This is a genomic window from Pantoea sp. OXWO6B1, assembly GCF_001641135.1.
GTDB lineage: Bacteria > Pseudomonadota > Gammaproteobacteria > Enterobacterales > Enterobacteriaceae > Pantoea > Pantoea allii.
The window spans coordinates 4,048,456-4,063,573 of record NZ_LWLR01000001.1 but is presented as its reverse complement, the minus strand read 5'-3'; the positions used below and the strand labels follow the sequence as shown (position 1 = coordinate 4,063,573).

General features: G+C 56.1%; 15 protein-coding genes. 12 read left to right on the top strand and 3 right to left on the bottom strand.

From position 1 onward, the window contains the following. Positions 1-44: 44 nt before the first annotated feature. The 3 genes from upp to hda all read left to right on the top strand — a co-directional run bounded on the left by upp (position 45) and on the right by hda (position 2,923). Positions 45-671 (top strand): uracil phosphoribosyltransferase, encoded by a 627-nt coding sequence (gene upp / locus A6A26_RS20965; protein ID WP_013026702.1) that lies wholly within the window; start codon positions 45-47, stop codon positions 669-671. Positions 672-830: 159 nt separating this feature from the next. Then, positions 831-2,126, top strand: a complete 1,296-nt coding sequence (gene uraA, locus A6A26_RS20960) for a uracil permease (protein ID WP_063880540.1) — start codon at positions 831-833, stop codon at positions 2,124-2,126. A 95-nt stretch (positions 2,127-2,221) separates the two neighbouring features. Then, the gene (hda, locus tag A6A26_RS20955) at positions 2,222-2,923 is read left to right on the top strand and encodes a DnaA inactivator Hda (protein ID WP_216639872.1); all 702 of its coding nucleotides are present in this window, start codon (positions 2,222-2,224) and stop codon (positions 2,921-2,923) included. On the opposite strand, the gene arsC is transcribed toward hda, so the two are convergent. Both arsC and A6A26_RS20945 read right to left on the bottom strand, forming a co-directional pair. Beyond that, positions 2,920-3,267: an arsenate reductase (glutaredoxin) gene (gene arsC / locus A6A26_RS20950; RefSeq protein WP_063880539.1), complete on the bottom strand. Its 348-nt coding sequence runs from the start codon at positions 3,265-3,267 to the stop codon at positions 2,920-2,922. The two genes, hda and arsC, sit on opposite strands and share 4 nt — an antisense overlap. A gap of 4 nt (positions 3,268-3,271) precedes the next feature. Continuing rightward, a complete protein-coding gene (locus tag A6A26_RS20945; RefSeq protein ID WP_063880538.1) occupies positions 3,272-4,735 on the bottom strand; it encodes a beta-barrel assembly-enhancing protease in 1,464 nt (487 codons plus the stop codon). A gap of 114 nt (positions 4,736-4,849) precedes the next feature. Between A6A26_RS20945 and A6A26_RS25635 the strand changes: the two genes are divergently transcribed. The 8 genes from A6A26_RS25635 to A6A26_RS20905 all read left to right on the top strand — a co-directional run bounded on the left by A6A26_RS25635 (position 4,850) and on the right by A6A26_RS20905 (position 12,572). Next, positions 4,850-5,002, top strand: coding sequence for a hypothetical protein (locus tag A6A26_RS25635; protein ID WP_156506689.1), 153 nt, complete (start codon positions 4,850-4,852; stop codon positions 5,000-5,002). Positions 5,003-5,286: 284 nt separating this feature from the next. Further along, on the top strand, positions 5,287-6,312 hold the full coding sequence (locus A6A26_RS20935) for a substrate-binding domain-containing protein (RefSeq protein ID WP_063880536.1): 1,026 nt from the start codon (positions 5,287-5,289) through the stop codon (positions 6,310-6,312). Beyond that, positions 6,296-7,318, top strand: a complete 1,023-nt coding sequence (locus A6A26_RS20930) for an ABC transporter substrate-binding protein (protein WP_063880535.1) — start codon at positions 6,296-6,298, stop codon at positions 7,316-7,318. The genes A6A26_RS20935 and A6A26_RS20930 overlap by 17 nt, the downstream gene beginning before the upstream one ends. Further along, on the top strand, positions 7,318-8,199 hold the full coding sequence (locus tag A6A26_RS20925) for an ABC transporter permease (RefSeq protein WP_063880534.1): 882 nt from the start codon (positions 7,318-7,320) through the stop codon (positions 8,197-8,199). The genes A6A26_RS20930 and A6A26_RS20925 overlap by 1 nt, the downstream gene beginning before the upstream one ends. Next, on the top strand, positions 8,196-9,011 hold the full coding sequence (locus A6A26_RS20920; RefSeq protein WP_063880533.1) for an ABC transporter permease: 816 nt from the start codon (positions 8,196-8,198) through the stop codon (positions 9,009-9,011). Before A6A26_RS20925 ends, A6A26_RS20920 begins: the two co-directional genes overlap by 4 nt. Next, positions 9,008-9,994 (top strand): ABC transporter ATP-binding protein, encoded by a 987-nt coding sequence (locus tag A6A26_RS20915; protein ID WP_063880532.1) that lies wholly within the window; start codon positions 9,008-9,010, stop codon positions 9,992-9,994. The genes A6A26_RS20920 and A6A26_RS20915 overlap by 4 nt, the downstream gene beginning before the upstream one ends. A gap of 11 nt (positions 9,995-10,005) precedes the next feature. Then, positions 10,006-10,836 (top strand): phosphodiesterase, encoded by an 831-nt coding sequence (locus A6A26_RS20910; RefSeq protein WP_063880531.1) that lies wholly within the window; start codon positions 10,006-10,008, stop codon positions 10,834-10,836. 155 nt (positions 10,837-10,991) lie between these two features. Continuing rightward, complete coding sequence (locus tag A6A26_RS20905; RefSeq protein WP_063880530.1) at positions 10,992-12,572, top strand: sensor domain-containing diguanylate cyclase; 1,581 nt, start codon at positions 10,992-10,994, stop codon at positions 12,570-12,572. 71 nt (positions 12,573-12,643) lie between these two features. On the opposite strand, the gene A6A26_RS20900 is transcribed toward A6A26_RS20905, so the two are convergent. Further along, positions 12,644-13,465 (bottom strand): AraC family transcriptional regulator, encoded by an 822-nt coding sequence (locus tag A6A26_RS20900; RefSeq protein ID WP_063881225.1) that lies wholly within the window; start codon positions 13,463-13,465, stop codon positions 12,644-12,646. 247 nt (positions 13,466-13,712) lie between these two features. Here A6A26_RS20900 and A6A26_RS20895 point away from each other — a divergent pair, with 247 nt between their 5' ends. Then, on the top strand, positions 13,713-15,113 hold the full coding sequence (locus A6A26_RS20895) for an MFS transporter (protein ID WP_063880529.1): 1,401 nt from the start codon (positions 13,713-13,715) through the stop codon (positions 15,111-15,113). Positions 15,114-15,118 lie beyond the last annotated feature (5 nt).

The window sequence follows — 15,118 nt, the reverse complement described above, 5'->3', positions numbered from 1 at the left end:
TCCGGCGATTTTTTTTTAGCTCAACTCACTCCGGGAGAACAACAATGAAGATCGTGGAAGTTAAACACCCGCTGGTCAAACATAAACTGGGACTGATGCGTGAGCATGATATCAGTACAAAGCGTTTCCGCGAGCTGGCCTCTGAAGTCGGCAGTCTGCTGACCTATGAAGCCACCGCCGACCTGGAAACCGAAAAGGTGACGATTGAGGGCTGGAATGGCCCGGTTCAGGTTGATCAAATCAAAGGTAAAAAAATCACCGTGGTGCCTATTCTGCGTGCCGGTCTGGGCATGATGGAAGGGGTGCTCGAACACGTTCCCAGCGCGCGCATCAGCGTTGTAGGCGTTTACCGTGACGAAGAAACCCTGGAACCAGTACCTTATTTCCAGAAGCTGGTTTCAAATATTGAAGAGCGCCTGGCGTTAGTGGTTGACCCGATGCTGGCCACAGGCGGCTCGATGATCGCCACGATCGATCTGTTAAAGAAAGCGGGCTGTAGCAGCATAAAAGTGCTGGTGCTGGTCGCTGCGCCTGAAGGCATTGCCGCGCTGGAAAAAGCGCATCCGGATGTTGAGCTTTACACCGCTTCTGTGGATCAGGGACTCAACGACAAAGGCTATATCATCCCGGGCCTGGGCGATGCTGGCGATAAAATCTTCGGCACCAAGTAATGACGAAAATGCGCGGCTCCACGCATCACGGTGTTTTCAGCCTGCAGCAGCAGGCCGGGCCGCTTTTTTCTGTCGTAACAGACCATCAAATGAATTAGCCGACCACAGAGTCGGCTTTTTTTTATCTAAAAACAGACGATTAACTCAAGGGGACTTTTAATGACTCGTCGCGCTATCGGCGTTAGCGAACGGCCGCCATTACTGCAAACCATTCCGCTCAGCCTGCAACATCTGTTTGCCATGTTTGGCGCTACGGTATTAGTACCGATTCTGTTCCACATCAATCCGGCGACGGTATTGCTGTTTAACGGTATTGGCACCTTGTTGTATCTGTTTATTTGTAAAGGAAAAATCCCGGCTTATCTGGGATCGAGCTTTGCCTTTATTTCGCCCGTCTTGCTGCTGCTGCCGCTGGGCTATGAAGTGGCGCTGGGCGGTTTTATTATGTGTGGCGTGTTGTTCTGCCTGGTTGCGCTGATCGTTAAAAAAGCCGGGACAGGCTGGCTGGATGTGATGTTCCCGCCTGCGGCGATGGGCGCCATCGTGGCCGTCATTGGTCTGGAACTGGCTGGCGTAGCCGCGAATATGGCCGGACTGCTTCCTGCCGAAGGCCAGTCGCCGGACGGCACAACCGTCTTGATTTCCGTCGTCACCCTGGCCGTCACCGTGTTTGGTTCGGTCTTGTTTCGTGGTTTTATGGCCATCATTCCGATTCTGATCGGTGTGCTGGTGGGTTACGCACTTTCCGCGTTCATGGGCATCGTGGACTGGAGCGGCGTTGAACATGCGCCCTGGTTTGCCTTACCAACCTTTTATACGCCGCGCTTTGAGTGGATTGCCATGCTGACCATTCTGCCTGCTGCTCTGGTGGTCATCGCCGAGCATGTAGGCCACCTGGTGGTCACGGCGAATATCGTGAAAAGAGATCTGGTGCGCGATCCCGGACTGCATCGTTCGATGTTCGCCAACGGCTTATCGACGGTTATTTCAGGTTTCTTTGGATCAACGCCCAACACAACCTACGGCGAAAACATCGGCGTGATGGCGATTACCCGTGTTTACAGTACCTGGGTGATTGGCGGTGCGGCCATTTTCGCCATTTTACTTTCCTGCGTGGGCAAACTGGCGGCCGCGATTCAGGCGATTCCGGTGCCCGTTATGGGCGGCGTGTCCTTGCTGCTGTATGGGGTTATCGGTGCGTCCGGTATTCGCGTATTGATTGAATCTAAAGTGGATTACAACAAGGCGCAAAACCTGATCCTGACCTCGGTTATCCTGATTATTGGCGTTAGCGGGGCGAAAGTGCATATCGGTGCTGCCGAGCTAAAAGGCATGGCGCTGGCAACACTCGTCGGCGTTGCGCTGGCCTTAATCTTTCGGGTGATTTCCGTACTGCGTCCGGAAGAAGTGATTCTGGATGCAGAAGATAACCCCGAGTCGTCATCGCGCAGCTAGACGTCAATACGCGGGCAGGGATGCCCGATTCATCTCTGGTTAAAAACTATGATAGACTTGCCCCGATTTTTGCTTGTTCTCTTGCTGAGGTGCTTCTGAACACGCCGGCACAATTGTCATTGCCACTCTATTTGCCTGACGACGAAACCTTCGCCAGCTTCTGGCCGGGTGAAAACCCGTCGCTCATTGCCGCGATTAAGGGTGCGCTTAGCCAGCAGCATGGCAGCTATCTCTATTTCTGGTCTCGTGAAGGGGGCGGTCGCAGCCATCTGCTGCACGCCGCCTGCGCTGAAATGTCCGCACGCGGCGAAGCCGTGGGCTATGTGCCGCTTGATAAACGCACCTGGTTTGTCCCGGAAGTGCTGGAAGGCATGGAGCAACTGCCGCTGGTTTGCATCGACAATATTCAATGCATTGCGGGAGACGAAGCATGGGAAATGGCGATTTTCGATCTCTATAACCGCATCCTGGAAACCGGCAATACCCGGTTATTTATTACCGGCGATCGCCCACCGCGTCAGCTTAATTTGCATTTGCCCGACCTGGCATCCCGCCTCGACTGGGGGCAAATTTATCGTCTACAGCCGCTTTCTGATGAAGATAAGTTACAGGCTTTACAACTGCGTGCCGGATTGCGGGGATTTGAACTGCCCGAAGACGTTGGTCGGTTTTTGCTGAAGCGGCTCGATCGTGAAATGCGTACCCTGTTTGATACGCTGGATCGCCTGGACAGTGCGTCGATCAGCGCCCAGCGTAAGCTGACGATTCCCTTCGTGAAAGAAACCCTCGGTCTCTAAATAATCTCCAGCACCGCTTCGGGCGGACGTCCCAGTCGGGCGCGATCGCCGTTAACCACAATGGGTCGCTCGATCAATTTGGGATGTTCCAGCAGGGCGTCCAGCAACGCGCTTTCCCCGATTTCTGGCCGATCCAGCCCCAGCGCCGCATATAATGGCTCTTTATGGCGCATCAACTCACGCGCGCTTTGCATGCCCAGTTTCTGCAGCAGGATTTGCAGGGTCTGGCGATCGGGCGGTGTGTCCAGATAACGCACGATTGTCGGGTGAATATCCTGTTGCTCCAGTAGCGCCAGGGTTTCCCGGCTCTTGCTGCAGCGCGGATTATGATAAAGCGTCACCATACTATTATCCTTTTTGATACTGCTTAAAGCGTTGCTGAAGCTGACGTAACTGATCGATGCGGGCATCGTATCGGGCCTGTTTCAGACTGCCGAGCGGCACCTGTGCACTGGCACGGCTCAGGGCACTAATGGCCTGATCGAGCTGGCCGTTCAACGCCAGACTTTCGGCGCGGGCAAAGAGTTCTTCATCTGTCTGTCCCTGCTGTGCTGAGGCCTGAGCCAGCAGATCCCACCCGTTGGTATCATCTTTATGTGTCCAGGTATAGCGGTTCAGGATGCGGCTGGCATTCGCGGGCTGTTTCGCCTCCACATAAGCGTTAGCGAGGTTTAGCTGCACGACCGGGCTGGTTTTTGCCGCCTGCGTGGCGGTCAGCATGGCTATTGCCTGCTGCGGCTGGTTCAGGCCGATATCAATGTCCGTCATCAGATCCAGCAGCCAGACATTTTCAGGCTGTTTAGCCAGCAGGGGTGCCACGATCTTTTTCGCCTCGTCATAGCGTTTGGCCTGAAGAAACTGCACGGCTTTACCGTACTGTGAGGCGAGCTGTTCGCGAGAATTACCGTTGGCATATTGCGTGAGCAAATCGTCCGTCAACTGGTTGCGGCCCGTCGAATACATGCCTAATGACCGCACTTTGGCCAGATAGAAGTCTTGTGACGACTGCACGACCACCGGACGCATCTGGTTGGCACGGTTGCGCGCATCGGCAAGGCGGCTGTCAGGCAGCGGGTGCGTTAACAGTATTTCAGGCGGTTTTGAAGAGAAACGGCTCTGATCAGCCAGTTTTTGCAGGAAGTTAGGCATGGCTTGGGGATCAAACCCCGATCGCTGCAACACCTGAATACCGATGCGATCTGCTTCCTGCTCATTGTTCTGGGTAAAGCTAATAATTCCCTGCTGCGTGCCTGCCAGCGTGCCGCTGAGTGCCGCCATCCCCATCTGCGGGCTGGCCATTGCCAGTAAAATGGAGCCAAGAGCGCCCACCCAGGTCAGCGGCGCATTGCGTTTTTGATCTTCCATCGCGCGCGCCAGATGGCGTTGCGTGACGTGAGAAATTTCATGGGCCATCACCGACGCCAGCTGGCTCTCATTATCCGTAAAACGGAACAGGGCCGCGTGCAGCACCACATTACCGCCAAAAAAGGCGAACGCGTTGAGCTCATCGTTCTGAATCAGGAAAAAGTGGAAAGGCGTTTTAACCCCGTCCGCATGTGAAACCAGGCGCTGCCCGAGTTGGTTGATGTACTGATTCAGTAAGGGATCGTTAATCAGCGGGGCGCTGGCGCGGAGCTGGCGGACGTAGAAGTCGCCCATCTGCAGTTCCTGATTAATCGACAAGGTCGAGGCTGCCGTTGTCCCCATATCCGGCAATGAGTCACTGATATCTGCGTGCGAGGTTAACGGGCAGGATAATGTCAGTGCAGGGAGCAGCGTCGCAATCAGCGTCTTTTTTAACCGGTTCAACATGCCTTTATCCTGTAATGAATCCCTGATTTGGCCAGGTAAGCAGCGGAAATGTTCTTTTTTTACGTCAATATTGGTGCCTTCTTCGTATCTTAACCACTGGTGGGGAAGAATGAAATGGCGCAGTGGCAGCAGGTGCAGGGGATTGTGCGTAAAACGCGACCTGTCAGGCCACGGTGGGCGACAGAACGTCATACGGATGCACAACGCTGGCCTGTCAGCGGGCTGAGTAAAGACACCGACGTGGCGATGATCATCCCTCTCAGCTGAGGCGACGAAGGGGCAAAGCTCGGGCAGCATCTCTATTCCGTGACCCGGCAATGACGCACGGTTCTTGCGCGCCGAACGTTTCCCTCCCGGCTTCATGCCGGCTCTCTTCAGCAAGGCCACCGCGCATTACAGCAAAATCAGAACGCTGCCTTTGGCTGCGACGTGTTGGCGGCATTTTGGGCTGCTGTCACCACAACGTCATCTTGCCGTGATGTTCGTGTCACACAACGCCGTTAGTTTACGCAGCAATGAGATCGATCTCATTACGGATAAACGAGGGTGAGATGAGTGATTTAATCAGTGTGGCGGTACTGGCAGGCGTTTCGCGAGCAACCGCGGCCCGTGCCTTTTCCGATCCCCATCTGCTCAAGCCTGGCACCCTGAAAAAAGTGCTGGATGCGTCGGAACAGCTGGGGTTCAGACCGAACCATATTGCGCGCCAGCTTCGCACGCAACACTCCACCACGCTGGGGGTTTTACTTCCTTCACTCAGTAACCCGGTATTTGCCTTACAGCTTGAGGCCATGGAGCAACAGGCGCGGCTGGCGGGTTATGGCCTGCTGGTGGCAACGACGGATTACCAGCCAGAACGCGAAGCGGCCATTGTCGAACATATGTTGCGTCAGCGCGTCGCGGGCCTGGTGCTGACCGTGTCCGACGCGGACAGCAGCAGCGTATTACCGACGCTGGCAGCGGCGCACATGCCCTTTGTGCTGGCGCATAACGTCCCGCAAAACCAAAACTGGCGCTGTGTGTACGTGGATAACCGCCGCGCGATGGCGGAAGCCACGGCACATCTGATTGCGCTGGGCCATCAGCATATCGCCATGGCGGCAGGGCCGATGTTGCAGTCTGACCGTGCACGCCAGCGTTATCTGGGCTATTGCGATGCCATGCAGCAGGCGGGATTCGTCCCTCGCGGGCTGATTGACATGCCAAGTCATATCCAATCCCGATTCGATCCGCTTTTACCGCTGATCAACGGCGCTGACCCGCTGACCGCCGTGATTTGCAGTAACGATTTGCTGGCGATCAGCCTGATTGGCGCGGCGGCACGTGCAGGCATTCAGGTGCCGCAACAGCTGTCGGTCATGGGGTTTGATGGCATTGCCATTGGCGAACAGCTTTCGCCATCACTCGCCAGCGTAGTGCAACCCAGCGATCAGTTGGGTGCCTGCGCAATCGATATGCTTCTCCAACCTTCTCACGATGACTCGCGCCTGCTGGACCACCGGCTGCGTACAGGCGAGAGCATCGCGACCGTATTTCACTCGTCAACATCAGGGAACCATCATGTCTACACACAATAAAATCACGCTGCTTGCCAGGGCGGCATTCTTTACCGCCTGCGCATTTTCCAGCCCGCTGGTGCAGGCGGCTGAAAATGCGATCTGCTACAACTGTCCACCCGAATGGGCGGACTGGGCCACCGAGCTGCAGGCCATCAAAAAAGACACCGGTATCGTGGTGCCGCAGGATAACAAGAACTCAGGACAGGCTCTGGCGCAGTTGGTTGCCGAGAAAGGTAATCCGGTTGCCGACGTGGTGTACTACGGCGTCAGCTTCGGTATCCAGGCGGCGCAGGCAGGCGTGATTGCTGACTACAAGCCAGCCAACTGGGATCGGGTGCCGACAGGCATGAAAGATCCGGAGGGGAAATGGGTTGCACTGCACTCCGGCACGATGGGCTTTATGGTGAATGTGGATGCCCTGGGCGGCGCGCCCATTCCCAAATCCTGGGACGATCTGCTGAAACCAGAATACAAAGGCATGGTGGGCTATCTCGATCCGGCCAGTGCGTTTGTCGGTTATGTTGCCGCCGTGGCGGTAAACCAGGCGAAAGGGGGCAGCATGCAGGATTTCACCCCAGCCCTGACCTGGTTCAAAAAGTTACAGGCGAACAAGCCTATCGTGCCTAAGCAGACCGCCTACGCGCGTCTTATCTCCGGTGAGATCCCGATTCTGCTGGATTACGACTTCAATGCCTATCGCGCCAAATATAAAGACCATGCCAATGTGGCATTTGTGATCCCGCAGGAAGGAACGGTCACGGTGCCTTACGTCATCAGCCTGGTGAAAAACGCGCCCCATACCGCCAACGGCAAAAAAGTCATGGACTATGTGCTGTCTGATAAAGGTCAGGCGATTTGGGCCAATGCCTATCTGCGTCCGGTGCGTCCTTCGGCCATGTCTGCTGAGGCTAAAACGCACTTTCTGCCAGACAGTGATTACGCCCGTGCGCACACTGTGGACTACCAGCAGATGGCCGATGCACAGAAAGCCTTCTCTGCCCGTTACCTGAGTGAGATTCGGTAATGGCACCGTCTGACGCCCGCCGCGATTTACCGGTGGCTTCGCGCCGCCGGTCACGCCGACGCGAGCAGGGGGCAAACTGGCCATGGATGCTGCTGCCTGCGTTACTGTTTTTTGCCGCGTTCTGGCTGTTGCCTTTCGCCCGTTTATTACAGATGGGCATGACGCCAGATCGCAGCACCCAGCACAGTGGTTACTGGACGGTGCTTACCCAGCCGCAATATCTGCAAAGCCTGGTGAATACCGTACTGTTGTCGCTGTCGGTCACGCTATTGACGTTGGTCATTGCCACTGTGGTGGGCTGCTTTCTGGCCCGCCAGCGCTTCACCGGGCGCGGAACGTTGCTGGCACTGCTGACCTTTCCCCTGGCTTTTCCTGGCGTGGTGGTGGGGTTTTTAGTGGTGATGCTGGCGGGACGGCAGGGCGTTCTGGCCCAGATCAGCCTGCGCCTGTTTGACGAGCGCTGGACGCTGGCCTATTCACTGACCGGGCTGTTCATTGGTTATCTCTACTTTTCACTGCCGCGCGCCATAGTGACATTAGTGGCCGCCAGCGAAAAACTGGATCGCTCGCTGGAAGAGGCGGCCCGTTCGTTAGGTGCCAGCCAGTGGCGCATTGTCTGGGATGTGATTGTGCCGGGGCTTAAACCGGCACTGCTCTCCAGCGGTGCACTCTGCTTTGCCACCAGCATGGGCGCATTCGGCACCGCATTTACTCTGGGAACTGACCTGAGTGTCCTTCCGCTCACCATCTATGGCGAATTTACCAACTACGCGAACTTTGCCACCGCTGCGGCGCTGTCGGTGGTCATGGGGGCCGTCGCCTGGGCAGGCTTAATGCTGGTGCGGGTGCTCACCCAATCCCGCCAGGAGACGTCGTCATGAAACGTCGTGGTTTATTTTACCTGCAAATCGCCATTACCACGCTGACTGCTCTGTTCATGATTGTTCCGGTCATCCTGTCGATGCTGGCGGGCGTGACGCAGAACTACTTTGTTGGTCTGCGCAGCGGACTGACGCTGAAATGGGTGGAACAGGTTTGGGAGATGTACAGCGACACCTTTTGGCTGTCACTGTTAATCGCCGTCAGCTGTCTGGCGGTGACCCTGGTGATCGGCGTGCCAGCCGCCTGGGGCTTACTGAAATCGTCGTCGCGCTGGTCATCGCGCATTGAAGAGTGCCTGATGTTGCCGGTAGCGCTACCGGGCCTGGCCACCGCACTGGGCATTATCCTGCTGTACGGTCAGTTCAGCAGCCTGCGTGACAGCTGGGTTTTTATCTTGATCGGCCACGTCCTTTTTACGCTGCCGTTTATGATTCGCCCGGTGCTGGCGGTGATGCAGGCTATTCAGCTACCGCGCCTTGAAGAGGCTGCCGCCAGCCTGGGCGCGGGCTTCTGGCGTCGCTTTTTCACCGTGGTGGTGCCTAACTGCCGCAACGGCATTCTCGCCGGGGCCTTTATGGTAATCACGCTATCGGTAGGTGAATTTAACATTACCTGGATGTTACATACGCCACTCACCAAAACTCTGCCCGTGGGCCTGGCCGACAGCTATGCCTCAATGCGGCTGGAAGTGGGGTCGGCCTACACCTTGATCTTTATTTTAATGATTTTACCACTGTTGCTGATGCTCAACGCCTGTAATCACTGGCTTGAACGCCAGTCTCGTCAGCAACACAGGGAGGAGAAAGCATGATCCTTGAAGCTGTAAACGTGACGCTGCGCGGCTGCGCACGCCGCTTTAATCATCACCAGGCGCTCCATCCGCTCGATCTGAGCGTACGGTCAGGCGAAACCCTGGTGTTGCTGGGCCCATCCGGCTGCGGCAAAACGACCACGTTGCGCATTATCAGCGGCCTGGAGAGCACCGATGCGCCGGGTGAAGTCTGGTTTGACGATCGCAACGTGACCGACCTGCCTGTCGAGAAACGTAACGTGGGAATGGTCTTTCAAAACTACGCCCTGTTCCCCACGCTGAACGTGGCACAGAACGTGGCTTATGGCTTGAAAGTGCAGGGCATCCCGCGCCACGAGCGAGAGGCGCGTGTTGAGGAAATGCTGGAACTGGTCGATCTCACTTCCCTGGCCCAACGTCATATCGACAAGCTCTCCGGCGGACAGAAACAGCGCGTGGCGCTGGCAAGAGCGCTGGCGGCGCGGCCTAAAGTGCTGCTGTTTGACGAGCCGCTGGCGGCGCTGGATGCCAAACTGCGCGAGCGGCTGCGTCTGGAAATCGGGAGCCTGTTAAAAAAACTGGCTATCACCGCCGTGTACGTGACCCACGATCAGCAGGAAGCCATGGCGCTGGGCGATCGTATTGCCGTCATGGAACAGGGGCGCCTGGTGCAGATCGACACGCCGCAGGCCATCTATCAGCGTCCGGCCTCTCGCTTTGTGGCGGATTTCGTTGGCGCGATTAACTGTATCGCACGTGATGAGCAGGGCCATCCGCTGCGTTTTTGTCGCCCAGAGGATGTGCTGCTGGCAGACGAAGGCCGCTATACACAGCACGGTTATATCGTTGCCAGCACCTTTCTCGGAGCATCCCAACGTTTGATGATCGATATCGGGCTGGACAAGCCGATTCAGGTAGAGCGACACGCACGGGAAACCTGGCACGCCGGGCAGCGCGTCAGCTGGTCGCTGGCTGAGCAGGCCGCGCTTGAATTTACTGTTTAAGGAGACAACGTTTGTCTGTTGAACCTACGCTGATTGCGCAAATCAGCGACTTGCATATTAAAGCCCACGGTCGTCTGTCGTATAAAAAGGTCGATACCTATAACGCCCTGCTACGGGCGATTAACACCCTGAATGGGCTTAGGCCACGGCCCGATGCCGTGGTGATAACCGGTGACCTGGTGGATTTTGGCACGGCGGCAGAGTATCAGACGTTACGGCAGGCGCTGGCAACGCTGGATCTGCCGTTTTATCTGATGGCGGGCAATCATGACGATCGCCAGGCATTGAGGGCAGCGTTTCCCGATCACCCCTATTTGCAGCAGGGGCCAACGCTTAACTGGCGGCAGGAGGTGAAGGGCATTCAACTGCTGGCGCTCGACTCCAGCGTGCCGCAGCAACCGTGGGGCCAGCTTGATGAGCAGCAGCTTAGCTGGCTGGATGCAGCACTGACCGCGTCACCGAGCGTGCCCACGCTGGTGATGCTGCATCATCCGCCGTTTGCCTGCGGGATCGATCATATGGATCGCCAGCGATTACGCGATCCCGACGCACTGGCGGCGATTATTGCCCGCCATCCGCAGACAGAACGCGTGCTGTGCGGTCATGTGCATCGCGCCATTCAGACGCGCTTTGCCGGTACGCTGGCCTGTATTGCGCCTGGCGTCTCCCATCAGGTTGCGCTGGATCTGCAACCGGATGGGCCCGCAAATTTTGTGCTGGAACCGGCTGGATTTTTGCTCCATCGCTGGCATCCACAGCAGGGAATGACGACGCATCAATGTGCCATTGGTGACTATGACGGGCCATGGCCTTTTTATGACCAAAACGGTTTAATCGATTAAAGGCCGTACAGGCTGACTTTTTGGTGAATGCCGCGCTTAAACCTGCTCAAATTGTCCTACTGCGTGTAGACTTACACGCAGTAGGACCGCTATTACCATAAAAACAACAGAGCCAGGCACAGCAAAATGAATCTTTGCACTGTGGCGTCCACGCCATGCTAATTAATTTCCGTCCCCGGGCGGACTTACGCACGCTTATTGCGCTGCTGGTAATTACCAGTATTGTCATCACGCTTGCCAATAATTTATATGCGACCTGGCGCGTGCAACGCATGGTGCTGATTGACAGCACGCTGGAAGCCAACCGCGCGTATGCGGCCAAGCTGGCCTCCACCAGTGAGGTTTTTTTCCGTCTGGCGCAGTCTCAACTGCACTTTAGTGCCAATGTACTGGGAAAAGATTTCAATAATGCGTCACTGCTCAAAGCGGAAGTTAACCGTTTACGTGAACAGACCGACAGTTTCAACTCTGTCGCCGTGGTGGATGAAAACGGCAACGTTCAGGCGATATCACCTGAATCCCTGACCTTAACGGGGATGCATCTGACCAGCGATGCGGCCCGCGAAGCGCTGCAAACCCGACAGCCGTTAATTAGCAAACCGACGGTTTCCGCTGCGAATAACCTGCTTATTTTTGTCTCATGGCCGATCTGGAATAATCAGGGACGCTATCTGGGTTATATTGGCGGCACGATTTACCTTAAAAAGAAAAGTATTCTGAACGCGCTGCTGGGTGAACAGTTTTATCGTGACGGCACCAGCGTGTTTGTTCTCGACAGTAATAACCAGGTGCTGTATCACCAGAATCGTCAAATGGTCGGCAAAATTATGCCGCCGTTGATGAGCGAACGTGAGCGCCAGGAAAAAGATAACGGCTCGCTGGTCTTAACCGAGACCGACAAACCGACCCGGCTGGCGGGTTACGCCATCGTCCCGACGACCGGCTGGATGGTGGTGGCACTGAAGCCTGTCGACGTCACGCTGCAACCGCTGTCGGGCCTGCTCCTGAAAGTCCTGAAACGTTCTGTGCCCTTTGCGCTGCTGACCTTGCTGGTGGCGGTCATTCTGGCGCGGATGATCGCCATGCCGCTCTGGCAGTTGGCCCGCAAGGCCAGCAAAATTGATGCCTCAAGCGCCACTTATGAAATTGGCGGCATTCGCGCATGGTACTTTGAGGCCGCGCAGGTAAAACGGGCGCTACTCACCGGCATTGGTCTGGTGCAGGATAAAATCGGTCGCCTGAGCTCCGAAGCACAGACCGATTCACTGACCCTGTTACTGAACCGGCGCGGGCTGAATGCGGTACTCGATTATTACCAGAGCATACGCCAGCCTTTCGCCGTCCTGGCTCTGGATATCGACCATTTTAAAAGCGTGAATGATAACTGGGGACACGATGTTGGCGATCGGGTGATTCAGCAGGTGGCGCAGGCGCTACGGCAGAGCGCCCGGCAGTCGGACGTGGTCAGCCGTAACGGTGGCGAAGAGTTTTTAATGCTGCTGCCGAATACCTCTCTAAAAGAAGCAGAGGCTACGGCCGAGCGGATTCGGAACAGCATCGCGGAAAAAGAGATTGAGGAAGTCGGTCATATCACCATATCCATCGGTGTGGCCGAATGGGACGCGCGCCGGTTGCCACTGGAAAGCAGCCTGAAGCGGGCCGATGATGCTCTGTATCAGGCTAAAAACACCGGACGCAACTGCACCGTGGTCGCGAAACGCGTTAAAGCGTCTTAATCGTTAACCGCGTCGGCAGACCTGGCGCTCCGCCCGTGCGGGGAAATCCCGCGGCGGGCCGGGGCGAATCATCAGGAATTGATATGTTCCCGGCAGTAGCGCCGCTTCCAGCTGGCGGGCGTTAAGCCGGTGTGCTTGCGGAATATCTGGCGAAAATAGCCTACATCATTGAACCCACACTGGCGCGCCACCTCGGTTAGCGGCAGCTTGTCGCCGATCAGCAATTTTTCTGCCATTAAGACGCGCTGCCGGTGGATGGCTTCCGTCAGCGTCAGGCGAAATACGCGCCGGTAAACGCGTCCCAGATAATCCGCATTGCAATGCAGCATTTTTGCCAGTGCGGAGGTCGAAAGCGGCAGGTGATACTGGGTACGAATGAGCTGGTTCGCTTTCCAGGCCAGGTCAACGCCGGGACTGTCAACGACGTCCTCATGCAGGGCGGGAGCGGCGAGCTGCTGGAGGATCAGCAGTAAAATACATTCCAGTGCGACGCTCCGGTGAATGTTTTCCTGCTCGCTGAGGAACTGCCTGAACAGGGCGATGATATAGGCCGGATCGCCAACGCGGGTATGCTGGGGAAGATGCAGCAGTGCCTGGTGTAATCCATGTTGAAGCTTCGGCTGTTTCAACCAGTCAAAATGCAGCCAGTAAAATTTCAGATCCGCCGGAAAAATCCCTTCACCCACATGCAAATGCCCGGGCCTGAGCAGCAGGCTTTCGCCCGCCTGCACGCTATACAGCACGTCATCCTCGCGAATGGTTAACTGACCGCGCTCAACGAAGATGATCTCCCACGAGGTCAGCCTGCGTGCCGGATGTGTCCCGACACCGCGTGAAATAAACAGCCCGCCATTTTGCACCCGAACCGGAAACGCTATGGATAATTCGAACATCATTATTCATTTTCCCGCTGCGACAACCCTGATAATCACCTTTGTATCTGATTATTAACAAAAAACCACGAATGTATCTGATCCACTTCACAGTTTGCTTCACAGGTCGGAATTACCCCGTTTTTATACTTTTTTGTGCTCTTGTTGGTTAACGGATTCCTGACAGAATAAATCGGGTAAGGCGCTAAAACACCAATAAGCCCGCCAGAAAGCGGGTCATCCTCTCTGTCCTGCATGAGGCGTTTTTATGACTTCTACCACCATCGCTCAGGCCGATCTTAGCCAGTCGGCGACGCAGAGTGCGCTGTCCCTGCGTGAAAAAATAGGTTACGGGCTGGGAGACGCCGGCGGCACGGTGATCACCTGCCTGATCATGAACTTTCTGACGTTTTTCTACACCGATGTCTTTGGCTTAACACCTGCGCTGGTCGGCACCCTGTTTATGGCGCTGCGCGTGTTTGATGCGATATCCGATCCGGTGATGGGCGTGATTGCCGACCATACGCATAGCCGATGGGGACGTTTCCGTCCCTGGCAGCTGTGGGTCGCTGTGCCCATTGGCATCATTGGTGTCCTGACGTTCACGGTGCCCGCCGTCAGCATGGACATGAAAATCGTCTGGGCGTTTGCCACCTACCTGCTGCTTTCCGTCAGCTATACCGCCATTAATGTGCCCTATTGCGCGCTGATTAACACCATGACCACCCGCCACACAGAAGTGCTGGCGTGCCAGTCATGGCGGTTTGTGCTGTGCGGCGTGGCCGGATTTCTGGTCTCGGTAGGGCTGCCGTGGCTGGTTTCTGTCTTAGGTAAGGGGAATGCGGCACTCGGCTATCAGTCTGGCGTCGGCATTTTGTGCGCTCTGGCGGTCGTGATGTTCCTGTGCTGCTTCTTCTGGGTTCGCGAGCGCGTACCGCTGGACAGCCTGGGCAAGTTTACCCTGCGCGAACATATGGCCGGGCTGCGTAAAAACGATCAGCTGTTACTGATGCTGGTGATGTCGTTTTTGCTGATTAACGTGTTCAATATCCGTGGCGGCGGCTACATGTACTTCATCACCTATGTGTTACAGGGTAGCACCGCTTACACTTCGCTGTTTTTTACCATGGTGACCTTAGCCTCTATTTTAGGCGCGGTCATCGTTAACCCGCTGGCAAAACACATCGACACCGTCCGGCTCTACTACTGGACCAATTGTGTGCTTGCCGTGCTGGCGGTCATGATGTGGTTCCTGCCGGTGGGGCCGTCATGGCAGGTATTATGGCTGGTGGTGATCCTCGCCAACGGCGTCATCCTGGGGTTCACGCTCCCGCTGCACTTTGCCCTGATGGCCTTTGCCGATGACTATGGTGAATGGAAAAACGGCGTCCGCTCATCGGGCATGAATTTCGCGTTTAACCTGTTCTTTATTAAGCTTGCCTGGGCCTCCAGCGGCGTCATTATCAGCCTGCTGTTCATCCTGGTGGCTTACAAGCCAGGAATCACGCATCAGACACCGGCATCCTTGCAGGGCATTACCGCAATGGAAACGTTGTTGCCTGCCCTGTTTCATCTGCTGCTGCTATTCGCCATCCGCGCCTGCAAGCTCAATAACCCGATGATGGCGCAGATTTCCAGCGACCTGCGAATTCGCCATGTCCCGTCCTGAGGAGA

Excerpts from the sequence above, each read along its gene's own strand:
- A6A26_RS20915 (WP_063880532.1), top strand. The coding sequence starts at position 9,008 with ATGATCCTTGAAGCTGTAAACGTGACGCTGCGCGGCTGCGCACGCCGC.
- A6A26_RS20895 (WP_063880529.1), top strand. The coding sequence starts at position 13,713 with ATGACTTCTACCACCATCGCTCAGGCCGATCTTAGCCAGTCGGCGACG.
- arsC (WP_063880539.1), bottom strand. The coding sequence starts at position 3,267 with ATGGTGACGCTTTATCATAATCCGCGCTGCAGCAAGAGCCGGGAAACC.
- A6A26_RS20945 (WP_063880538.1), bottom strand. The coding sequence starts at position 4,735 with ATGTTGAACCGGTTAAAAAAGACGCTGATTGCGACGCTGCTCCCTGCA.
- A6A26_RS20900 (WP_063881225.1), bottom strand. The coding sequence starts at position 13,465 with ATGTTCGAATTATCCATAGCGTTTCCGGTTCGGGTGCAAAATGGCGGG.
- upp (WP_013026702.1), top strand. The coding sequence starts at position 45 with ATGAAGATCGTGGAAGTTAAACACCCGCTGGTCAAACATAAACTGGGA.
- A6A26_RS25635 (WP_156506689.1), top strand. The coding sequence starts at position 4,850 with ATGGCGCAGTGGCAGCAGGTGCAGGGGATTGTGCGTAAAACGCGACCT.
- A6A26_RS20930 (WP_063880535.1), top strand. The coding sequence starts at position 6,296 with ATGTCTACACACAATAAAATCACGCTGCTTGCCAGGGCGGCATTCTTT.
- A6A26_RS20935 (WP_063880536.1), top strand. The coding sequence starts at position 5,287 with ATGAGTGATTTAATCAGTGTGGCGGTACTGGCAGGCGTTTCGCGAGCA.
- uraA (WP_063880540.1), top strand. The coding sequence starts at position 831 with ATGACTCGTCGCGCTATCGGCGTTAGCGAACGGCCGCCATTACTGCAA.
- A6A26_RS20920 (WP_063880533.1), top strand. The coding sequence starts at position 8,196 with ATGAAACGTCGTGGTTTATTTTACCTGCAAATCGCCATTACCACGCTG.
- A6A26_RS20925 (WP_063880534.1), top strand. The coding sequence starts at position 7,318 with ATGGCACCGTCTGACGCCCGCCGCGATTTACCGGTGGCTTCGCGCCGC.
- A6A26_RS20905 (WP_063880530.1), top strand. The coding sequence starts at position 10,992 with ATGCTAATTAATTTCCGTCCCCGGGCGGACTTACGCACGCTTATTGCG.